The following is a 9,827-nucleotide window of genomic DNA, read 5'->3' on the forward strand; positions in this document are numbered from 1 at the left end:
TGGCCGGACTCCACTTCGTCGTCTTCTCCATCCTCATGCTTGGAAATGCCGCGTCTCTATTTCAAAGTTCATAACACGCTCTAGCGCCGGCCCCGCACTGACCAGGTAACGCAAGCGCTTCTTAAGTTCTTCAAAGATCGCCTCGCGGATCAGGGCCGGGTCTTGCGCATACTTTTGCTGAGCCACCGACGCACCTTGGCGCACCGCTGCCCAGCAGCAGTAGCGCCATTGCGCAATCGGCAAGCCAGGTGCGCTGGCAAAAACAAAACCGATATCGCGCGCCCAACGCGCATCGAAGCGATGCTTGAGCAATTGCTGTTCCATGAAGTGTTCGGTTTCCCACCGGGCCAGTTCATCCCACAGCACCCTTCGGTGCGCCGCAAGCTCCGCATCGCTGGCTCAGTCCTGCAGCTGTTCTTCGACGGCCGGCAGCAAGTGGGTTGGATCGTGCGTTGTCCACGTAAAGATCCACTGTAGGCCTTCAATGGGCGTGTCCTGTGCATCGGGACGAATCGTCCACCGATCCGCCGGCCAAGGGACTTGGATCAGCTTCAGGACTTGCAGAGCATCCATGACCTGGAGTGCCGCCGCGTGGGTGGGGGCCACGGGGATGCGCTGTTGCTGGGCATGCAGCAGCGCGGCTAGGAATAGCCCCTCGCGCAGCTCCAGTGCCTCAATGCTGGCAGGTGGGGACTGGGGAATTGTCTGGATATCCGGCATGCTCTTCCTACCAGCGCCAGCCCATGCATTACCAGGCAGGCCGGCAAAAGCGCGGGCGGGCAGGTTGCCCAAAAACTAAGAATACCTTAGTATGCAACGGTAGGCACATACGCCATCCTTATGGGGTTCCCATGGGGTGTGTGCGTGTCTGTATCCGTCGACTCAAACCCGACCTTTGCCCGACGCCTGAAGCAGGCCCGCTTGTACGCGGGCCTGTCACAGAAGGAGCTAGGCATCCGGGCCGGACTGGATCCTAACGTGGCCAGCCCCCGCATCAACCAATACGAACGTGGCAAACACGAGCCCAAGCTGGAGACAGCCGAGCGCTTGGCTGATGCGCTCGGCGTACCGGCTGCGTTCCTGTATACCAGCGACGAGTTGTTAGCCAAGTTGCTGCTTCGCTGGGGCTCATTGACTAAGCAGCAAAAGCGCGAATTGATCAAGCAGATTGAATCCGTTTCCGATAAGTAATTTTCGAAATGGGAAGGCGATTCCTGCGCAGGCTTGCGCTTTGGATTCTCGCGTTCTATGGCTCAGCGGTGGTGTCTCTGGGCCGCATCTTCAATAAACGAGCGATGAAAAATCTCTCATAAGCACCGTTTCGGCTGGCGATGACGGCCGCGTGGCTATCCCCGCTCACCAGTGAGGCGATATCTGCATTGCGCCGAGCCAATGTCACGGAGCGCTTGGAGGGGCGCATGCCTCTTGGCGAAGAAACCTTAGCCTGTCGGTATTTCTCAAAACCGATCTTCGAGAGAGCAGCTGTTGAGATCTACTTAGATCAGCGTGCTGCAGGACTCGGTCAAAGTCTGAAGGCCATAGCTGGTAGGCGAGGGGAAGCGCGGATGGTGGCTGCGAGCATTGTCCGCGGCGGACGTTGTGATTCCATCACAATGACCGGTGCGGCTATGACTGCTTTCACGCACCTTGCCGCGTGGTGATGTCAAGTAGTTGCACGCCGCAGGAGTGATGACAGTCCAGCAATGCACGGCGACGCCATGCGTGCGTAACTCAGGTCGCAGTGCTTGTTTGTGGTCAACAGTGGTTTTAATCCGCCAACTCTCGCCGCACCGGATAGCGCCAGCCGGTGATCGCTGCGAACGGGGAGCGCGCGTACATCCACTGCAGGCGCGCATCGCCATCGGCGCGGAAGGCGGCATCGCTGGCAAGCTTGTGTTCGAACGCGGTGCGTAACGCGGGATCGCGTTGCAGCAGTTGTTCGGTGTAGGTAACCAGCTCGGTGCCGTACAGGCCGCTATCGGGGTTGCCGGCAGTGCGGAAGCGCCCGCTCGCCAGCAGCGAGTCGTTGCTCTGCGGTTCGAGCAGGGCGGCGGCCAGCATGCGCATGGGCTGATCCGCCGGCACGCGGATGCTGCCGGCCGGGAAGGTTTCCTTCACGTGGCTGGTGTGCGTGCGCGGCGTGCCGTCCTCGCCGACGATGCGGATCTGCTGCACCGCGCTTTGCCGAGGCTGGGTCAGACGCTCGTAGCCGATGCCGTGGGACTGCAGCAGCGCCACCACGTCGTCGTTGCCCGGCGGGATCCACCAGGCGCGTGGATACTGCACCGCCTGCGTCTGGCGGTGACCGATCACCGGCATCGTCCAGGTTTCATCGCGGCCTTCCGAGCGCAATTCCTGGCGGCCGGAGACCGGCGACAGGGCCCGGGTATAGCTCACGCCGTTGAACGGCACCTGCGCGATCGGCTGCGGCAACCGCTCCCACGCCACCATCAGTTCCGCCGGCCGCGCGGCGCGATCCTTGCGCTTGGCCGTATCGATCGCCTGCGCCTGGCGGCCGACGAGCTGCAGCGCTTCTTCCAGCAGCACGTAATCGCCGAGCACGCGTTGTCGGTACGCCTTGAGCCGATGGTTTTCCACCAGGACCGTGGGAATGCCGGCGAAGTCGCCGTAGCCGGTGGAATAGCGCGGGCCCTCCGGGGCATGGCGCAGGCCCGAGCGCGGGTTGTCCTCGTCGATCAGGCTCGGGTAGATCGCTGGCGCGTGGCCCTGGCGCTGCAGTGCCTGGCTCACTGCGGGGGTGAAGTGCTGCTGCAGCCAGTCGGCGGTGGCGCGTGAGCGCGCGTAGGTGCCCCAGCCGGCGTAGGTAAAGGTGATGTCGTACTGATGATCCAGCCCGTCGCTGACATGCAGGTCGATGTACAGCGCCGGATCCAGTGCATGCAGCAGCGTCACCACCGCCCGCGTTTCGGGCGATTCCAGGGCCAGATAATCGCGATTGAGGTTGATGCCGCGCGGTGTGGTGTTCCAGCCCATCTGTTGCGGGCCACGCAATGCGGCACCGACCAGCGGGCCGCGTTGTTCGTGGCCGTCGCTGTTGAGGATGGGCACGAACACGAAGTCCACCGCATCCAGTAGATCGTCCTTGCCGCGTTGGGCGATGTCGCGCAGCAGCATCAGCCCGGCGTCTTTGCCATCGATCTCGCCGCCATGGATGCCGGCCTGCGCCAGCACCACCGGTTTGCCCGGCGTGCCTTTGCGCGCGCGGACCAGCAGCAGGTCGCGCCCTTCGGCGGTCTTGCCGAACACTTCCAGCGACAACAACGGCGAGGCCGCGACCAAGCGCTGCAACCACGCACGCGTTTCTTCGTAGCTGGGCGTGCTGACGAAATCGCTGCGCTCGGCCGGCGTGATCCACGGATCGGCTGGACCGGCGATCAACGCCTCGCTCGCGCCATGCCAGGTGCGCACCGGCGGCAACAGGGCAGTGGTTTCCAGTGGCTGTGCGCCAAGCGGCGCGGCAGAAAGACATGCGGCCGCGAGCAGGCAGGCAGAGGCGGTACGTGTCGCGCGGTGAAAGCCGGGGCGCGGGGAGCAGGGCGAGGCGAGGCGGTGACCGGCGTGCGTGGAGTCGGGGCAGGTGCGTGGATCGGAACTCATGTGGCGTGTGCAATCTCGTGTGGAGGTGGTGGCAGTGATGGGCCTGATGAAGGCAGTGGCCGTGCGCTCTGCCGCAAGTGTCTGGGTGACGGGTACGGCACTGGCCGCAACGGTCGGCTGCAGCCTGCGCAAGGCCATGCGGGCGTCGCGTGCGGTCGGGCACCTCAGGCCTGAGTCGGCAATGTGATAACGTATCATTTTACCCATGATCGGCACGATGTCCCCATCTCCACAGCCAGCGCCGGCGATCTCGATCGACAACCTGCACGTCGCCTACCGCGGACGTGCCGTGCTGCAAGGCCTCACGCTTCAGGTCGCCGCCGGCAGCGTCTACGCCTTGCCCGGTGGCAACGGTGCGGGCAAGTCCTCGACCTTGTCTGCCTTGCTGGGCTTTGTGAAACCCGCATCGGGAACGCTGCTGGTGGATGGTGTCGACCCGGTGTCCGCGCCCGGCAAGGCACGTGCGCGGCTGGCCTATCTGCCGGAAAACGTGGCGCTCTATGAGCATCTCAGTGCCATGGAAAACGCCGACTACCTGCTCGCGCTGGCCGGGCAGCGCTGCGCCCATGCCGCGATCGGCCAGGCATTTGCCGCCGCTGGTCTGCAGCGCGAGGCCTGGACGCAACGCCTGGCCGGGTTCTCCAAGGGCATGCGCCAGAAGGTGGCCATCGCCGTCGCCAGCCTGCGCCAGGTGCCGGTGCTGCTGCTGGATGAGCCCACCTCCGGGCTGGATCCGCGCGCCATTGCCGACTTCAACCGCCTGGTCGGCGGCGTGCGCGAACGTGGCGGTGCGGTGTTGATGGTCACGCACGATCTGCTCGGCGCGGTCGACGTTGCAGACCGCATCGGTTTTCTCGAAGACGGTTGCATTGCCGAACACATCGGCGCCGGCGACAGCGGGTTCGATGTGCGCTCCCTGCATGCGCGCTTTGCGCGTCCGCAGGATCACGCTGCATGAGCCGCCGCGCATGAGGGCTGTGTGGTTGGTCGCCCGCGAAGAGCTGCGCTTCATGGCACGCAATCGCTCCGCCGCCATCGGCGTGGTGTTGCTGATGCTACTGACGCTGGCGGCCACGCTGACTGCCGCGCATCACCAGCGCCAGGTCACCGAGTTCCGCGCGCGTCAGCAACAGGCCGCGCAGCAGGCCTTCGAGGCCCAGCCGGACCGGCATCCGCATCGCGTGGTGCATTACGGCCACTTCATCTATCGCCCGTTGCCGGCGCTGGCCGCCTTCGATGCGGGCGTGGATGCGTTCACCGGCAACAGCATGTTCCTGGAAGGCCATCGCCAGAACACCGCCAACTTCGGCGACGTGCGTCAGAGCTCGTTGCTGGTGCGGTTCGGCCAACTGACCCCGGCGTTCGTGTTGCAGGTACTGGCGCCGTTGCTGCTGGTGTTCCTGGGCTATGGCGCGGTCGCGCGCGAACAGGACGCCGGAACGCTGCGCGTGTTGCTGTTGCAGGGCGCCACGCGCCGGCAACTGCTTGGCGGCAAATATCTGGCATTGGCTGCGGTGGCCGGGGCATGCCTGCTGCCGGCGCTGGTCGGCCTGATACCGATTGCCCTGGTGCCCGGCCAGGCCGGGCCGGTGGCGCTGCTGGTGCTGGCGTATGCGGCGTATCTGCTGGTGTGGTGCGCGTTGGTGCTGGCGGTCTCGATGCTGTGCCGGCGCGGGCGCGATGCGCTGCTGGTGGCGCTGGCGCTGTGGGTGTGGCTGGCCGTGCTGGTGCCGCGGGTGGCACCGGATGTGGCCAGCGCGGCGTACCGGCTGCCCACGCGGCTGGAAACCGATGTGGCCATCCAGCGCGATCTGCGCACGCTCGGCGACAGCCATAACCCGGATGACCCGCACTTTGCGCAGTTCAAGCAGCAGGTACTGCGCCGCTACGGTGTCCAGCGCGTGGAAGATCTGCCGGTCAATTACAAGGGCCTGCTCGCACTGGAAGGTGAGCGGCTCAGCGCCAGCCTGTTCGAACGCTACGCCGCGCGCGATGCCCGCATCCAGCAGGACCAGAACCTGCTGGTGCGCAGCTTCGCGGTGCTGAGCCCGACGGTGGCGCTGCGCGAGGTGTCGATGGCTTTGGCACGCACCGATCTGCGCGCGCACGAGCACTTTCTGGCGCAGGCCGAGCGCTATCGCTACACGCTGGTGCAACAGCTCAACCAGTTGCAGGCCGATGCGGTGCGCATGGCCGACGACACCGCGCAGGATGCCGGTGCCGACCGGCGCAAGCGCATTTCCGCAGCGCACTGGCATGCGATTCCGGTATTCGCGTTCGTGCCGGCGTCCACTGATGAGGTGATCGGCGCGGCGCGCATCCCGCTGGGACTGATCGGGGCCTGGTTGCTGGCGGGGCTGTGCATGCTGGTCGTCGCCGGCCGACGTGTGGGAGTGACGCGCTGATGCTGCTGTGGAAATACGAACTGCTGTTGCTGCTGCGCGCGCGCGCAGCAGCGGCCGGCCTGGTGCTGCTTGCGCTGCTGACCGTGTGCAGCCTGCTGTCCGGGCAGCACGTCATCGCTGCGCAGCGCGCCAATATCGCACGCATTGCAGCGCTGCAGCAGGAAGACACTGCGGCGGTGGCCGCCTATGTCGCGCGCAGCAACGATGCCGGCAGCGCGGCCTACTACAGTTTTCACCCGACCTGGGATGCGCCCGCGCCGCTGGCATTTGCTGCGGTGGGCATGCGCGATGTGGCGCCGTACATCCTGCGCGTGCGCGCGCTGGGGCTGGAGGCGCAGATCTACGATGGCGACAGTTACAACCCGGAGCTGGCGCTGGCCGGCCGCTTCGACTACGCGTTCGTGCTGGTGTTCCTGCTGCCGCTGTTCGTGATTGCGCTGCTGTTCGACCTGCGCTCCGGAGAGCGCGAAGCCGGGCGCGCGCGCATGCTGGCGGCCCTGCCGGGTGCCGGCGCCAGGGTGTGGATGCGACGGGTGACGGTGCGTGCATTGGCGGTACTGCTGTGCCTGGCCGTGCCGTTCGTCATTGCCGCCAGCGTCAACGGCGTACCGCTGCTGCAGCAACTGGCCGTGCTGGCGCTGACCTGCGCGTACCTGCTGTTCTGGGTACTGCTGGCGGTGGTGGTGGGCCGCCTGCGCTGGCGGCCTGCCGCGCATGCCACGGCACTGGCCACCTGCTGGGTGCTGCTGGCCCTAGTGGCACCGGCCCTGGCGCATGTGGCGATCAACGAGGCCGTGCAGGTCACCCAGGGCACCGAGATTGCACGATTGCAGCGCGAGGCGGTCAACCATGCCTGGGATATTCCGCGCCAGGCCACCATGCAGCGCTTCTACGCGCGCAATCCGCAGTGGGCCGATTCAGCGCCGTTGACCGACGCCTTCCACTACAAGTGGTATCTCGCCTTCCATGAAAACGGCGACCAGCAGGTGGCCACGCAGGTGGCCGCGTACCGGCAGGGGCTGGTGCGTCGCGAAGCGCTCGCGCAGCGTGCCGCCATGGTGTTGCCGCCGGTGGCGCTGCAGGCCGCGTTGACGCGGCTGGCGCAGACCGACCTGCGTGCACAACTGGCCTATCAGGACCGCATCCGCGCCTACCATCAGCAGTTGCGCACGTTCTACTACGGTTACCTGTTCCGCGACCGCCCGTTTACGCGCGCGGATTTCGAGCGCGCACCGCGCTTTCATGCACCTGTCGAGCCGGCGTCGTAGGCGATTCGCCCGGCGCGCCTGCCCTGAGATCCGAGCCAATTTGAATGACGCAATATCCGACAAGTCGAACGCCACTTTTCACTGCAAAGCGCGTGGCGCTTTCTTGGGTGCCATTGACTGGACCATCCTTACCGCCCCCGACTTATAAGTGCTTGTGCGGGGCAAGATCCCGGAGCAGGGGGGGGGGCAATCGTTCGTCGAATAAAACGTCTCAGCGATGTGCAGAGCGAAACTCCGCCGGCCCTTGTTCAGCGTAATGTCTGAAGAACTTGGCAAAATTTGTGGACTCCTCGAAGCCTAGTCTATCGGCAACACGATAGATGGGCCAATCGGTATGCGCGAGGAGCCGCTTGGCCTCAAGGATGAGACGTTGCACGATGACTTCCTTGGCACTCAAGCCGACCGCGTCCTTCGTTGCACGATTCAGGCTTTTCTCTGAGCACCCAAGCGCGTTAGCGTAAAGGCTCACTGCGTGCCAACTTGCAACCCTCGTCTGAAGCAACTCATTGAATTTGGCGAAACGCCTCAAGGTGGGGCTGCGGAAGGATACCTGGACACTCTGCTGCGAATCCACAATGTACAGACGTAAAATGAGCATGCAGAGCTGAAACCTTAAAAGTGTATGCACTAACTCGGTTGAGGCATCGCATTTTGAATCGTTGCTCATCACGATGATTGCATCTTTCATTAGGGCAAAGTCTTCGGCGCCGACGACACGATGGGCCGGCATGCGCTCAAGCATTCGCGATGGTATGAGATTGCTCGGCACATCAGAGATAGCCGGCAAGAACTCCGAGCGAAAGAACACCAGCCAACCGTTCCACTCAGTGTGGTCTCCGAAGCTGTGCACCTGGCCCGGCCTCACGACAAGGATAGATCCCGAAGCACAGGGAACGGGTTCGAAGTCGATCAGCTGCAGACACGTCCCGTCGGTCACAAGAACAAGCATGTGGAAGTCGTAGCGATGAGTCGCTCTAACTTTCTCAATGGGTGAACGCCCAACAATATCGGCGAAGGCCACAACCTCTACATCTAGCTCGCGACCAGACGGGGCGTAGCCAAGCGGGGTGATATCCAACCCTTTGTGTGTCATCGGATGCCTGCGTGTCAAAGTGTCCGTTTTTTATCACAAAAACGCACTAATTCATCGGGATATGGGTGGATTGCACCCCTAAATTATCACTTACCAGCAGATCGGGACATCCCGACGACCCATCCAAAGACCAACTCACAAGGACTCACACATGCAAAACCTCGCCACTGCCAAGGCCTATATCCAGGCCATCCAGACCGGTGATCAAGCTGCGTTCGGCAGCCTCGTCCATCCTGCTGTTGTCTGGCACCAGCCAGGCAACCATCAATTTTCCGGCACAAAAAACGGGATTGCCGAAGTTGGCGCAATGATCGGCGGCATGATGGAGGCATCAATGGGCACCTTCGCCATTACCAAGGTACACAACTATCTCGCTAATAGCGATCTCGTCGCAGTTGAAATTGATTTTTCCGGCCAGCGCGAAGACTTCAAGCTGGCGCAACGAGGTATCGACCTACTGCGCATCGTTGAGGGGAAAATCGTTGAGGTTTGGCTATTTTCTGGAGATCCCGAGCAAGAGGATGCGTTTTGGGGCAGATAGGAATTCCGCCCACACGCATCTGTTTGTGATCCAAATTCAGCCATAAAGCTAGTCTAGATAGAGGCTTCTGCCATGAGCGAGAAGAATAAGCTGATCGCAACACGCGCTTATCAACGTATTTTCGGAGACCTGGACGATTCGGCAATGGATGACTGCATGACGCCAGACTTTATTCAGCACAATCCGACAATTGCAGATGGTCCTGACGGTGTTAAAGCATTGGTAAGGTCACTAATTTCAAAGGGCGTCCAGAAGCAGAAAATTCAGTTCAAGCATGTTCTGTCCGAAGATGATGTCGTGATCCTCCATTCACGATACGAAATGGAAGGGAAGGAGTGGCGCTTCATCGACATCTATCGTCTTGAGGGCGACAGGCTTGCTGAACACTGGGACGGTATGATGCAGATGCCTGATATGCCAGCCAACAGCAATGGGTTGTTCTAGCTAGATATTGTTAGGCCTTGCGCACGCTCTGGTCAGGAGCTCAAACAGAAAAGCTATTCGAGCCTGACGGGTTGGACGATGATGGGCCATAACGTTGCACGGGTGCGAGATTGGCTTGCGCACAGTCGCCGTCTGCCGTGGGTTTCCCGCGCAGACGACGGCAATGAACTATGCGGCAAAGCGGGTGGTCGCTTGAGCGCCTGCTCGTAGTATGCAATAGCGGCTGATCCAGCCAGAAAGTGAAACCAAAACGCCTATCTATCTTGAGTCGTTTGCATACTGATGCGTGATGAATGCCCACAAATCAACACCAGTGGGCCTTGAACCTGTCCGCTACCTGGGGCGGGTGCCTCGCGTCTGATCTCTGGGCGGTGCCGACGTCCCCCCGTCCTGAGTAGCGGCCGGGTTTAGAATCCAGGGTTGATGATAGCGGCGTTTGCCAGTTGTTGGGCATACGC

Annotated in this window: 10 protein-coding genes; 6 read left to right on the forward strand and 4 right to left on the reverse strand. The window is 62.6% G+C overall.

Going from position 1 to position 9,827, the window contains the following annotated elements:
* Window positions 1–33: 33 nt before the first annotated feature.
* On the reverse strand, window positions 34–324 hold the full coding sequence (locus tag XcodCFBP4690_RS21710; protein WP_146092010.1) for a hypothetical protein: 291 nt from the start codon (window positions 322–324) through the stop codon (window positions 34–36).
* A 75-nt stretch (window positions 325–399) separates the two neighbouring features.
* On the reverse strand, window positions 400–720 hold the full coding sequence (locus XcodCFBP4690_RS21715; RefSeq protein ID WP_104544345.1) for a hypothetical protein: 321 nt from the start codon (window positions 718–720) through the stop codon (window positions 400–402).
* Window positions 721–840: 120 nt separating this feature from the next.
* On the opposite strand from XcodCFBP4690_RS21715, the gene XcodCFBP4690_RS21720 reads away from it, so the two are divergent.
* On the forward strand, window positions 841–1,191 hold the full coding sequence (locus tag XcodCFBP4690_RS21720) for a helix-turn-helix domain-containing protein (protein WP_104544346.1): 351 nt from the start codon (window positions 841–843) through the stop codon (window positions 1,189–1,191).
* Window positions 1,192–1,767: 576 nt separating this feature from the next.
* On the opposite strand, the gene XcodCFBP4690_RS21725 is transcribed toward XcodCFBP4690_RS21720, so the two are convergent.
* On the reverse strand, window positions 1,768–3,504 hold the full coding sequence (locus XcodCFBP4690_RS21725) for a M14 family metallopeptidase (protein ID WP_410049825.1): 1,737 nt from the start codon (window positions 3,502–3,504) through the stop codon (window positions 1,768–1,770).
* Window positions 3,505–3,835: 331 nt separating this feature from the next.
* On the opposite strand from XcodCFBP4690_RS21725, the gene XcodCFBP4690_RS21730 reads away from it, so the two are divergent.
* Genes XcodCFBP4690_RS21730 through XcodCFBP4690_RS21740 form a run of 3 tightly spaced genes read left to right on the forward strand, consistent with a single transcriptional unit; the run spans window position 3,836 to window position 7,291 of the window.
* Window positions 3,836–4,576, forward strand: coding sequence for an ABC transporter ATP-binding protein (locus XcodCFBP4690_RS21730; protein WP_104544353.1), 741 nt, complete (start codon window positions 3,836–3,838; stop codon window positions 4,574–4,576).
* Window positions 4,577–4,586: 10 nt separating this feature from the next.
* Window positions 4,587–6,023, forward strand: a complete 1,437-nt coding sequence (locus XcodCFBP4690_RS21735; protein WP_104544348.1) for an ABC transporter permease — start codon at window positions 4,587–4,589, stop codon at window positions 6,021–6,023.
* Window positions 6,023–7,291: a DUF3526 domain-containing protein gene (locus XcodCFBP4690_RS21740; protein ID WP_104544349.1), complete on the forward strand. Its 1,269-nt coding sequence runs from the start codon at window positions 6,023–6,025 to the stop codon at window positions 7,289–7,291. The genes XcodCFBP4690_RS21735 and XcodCFBP4690_RS21740 overlap by 1 nt, the downstream gene beginning before the upstream one ends.
* A gap of 211 nt (window positions 7,292–7,502) precedes the next feature.
* Here XcodCFBP4690_RS21740 and XcodCFBP4690_RS21745 read toward each other — a convergent pair whose 3' ends face one another.
* The gene (locus tag XcodCFBP4690_RS21745; protein WP_104544350.1) at window positions 7,503–8,384 is read right to left on the reverse strand and encodes an AraC family transcriptional regulator; all 882 of its coding nucleotides are present in this window, start codon (window positions 8,382–8,384) and stop codon (window positions 7,503–7,505) included.
* A gap of 151 nt (window positions 8,385–8,535) precedes the next feature.
* Between XcodCFBP4690_RS21745 and XcodCFBP4690_RS21750 the strand changes: the two genes are divergently transcribed.
* Both XcodCFBP4690_RS21750 and XcodCFBP4690_RS21755 read left to right on the forward strand, forming a co-directional pair.
* Window positions 8,536–8,925, forward strand: a complete 390-nt coding sequence (locus tag XcodCFBP4690_RS21750) for a nuclear transport factor 2 family protein (RefSeq protein WP_104544351.1) — start codon at window positions 8,536–8,538, stop codon at window positions 8,923–8,925.
* 72 nt (window positions 8,926–8,997) lie between these two features.
* The gene (locus XcodCFBP4690_RS21755; RefSeq protein WP_104544352.1) at window positions 8,998–9,369 is read left to right on the forward strand and encodes a nuclear transport factor 2 family protein; all 372 of its coding nucleotides are present in this window, start codon (window positions 8,998–9,000) and stop codon (window positions 9,367–9,369) included.
* Window positions 9,370–9,827: the final 458 nt, after the last annotated feature.

It is taken from the genome of Xanthomonas codiaei, from assembly GCF_002939785.1.
Lineage (GTDB): Bacteria > Pseudomonadota > Gammaproteobacteria > Xanthomonadales > Xanthomonadaceae > Xanthomonas > Xanthomonas codiaei.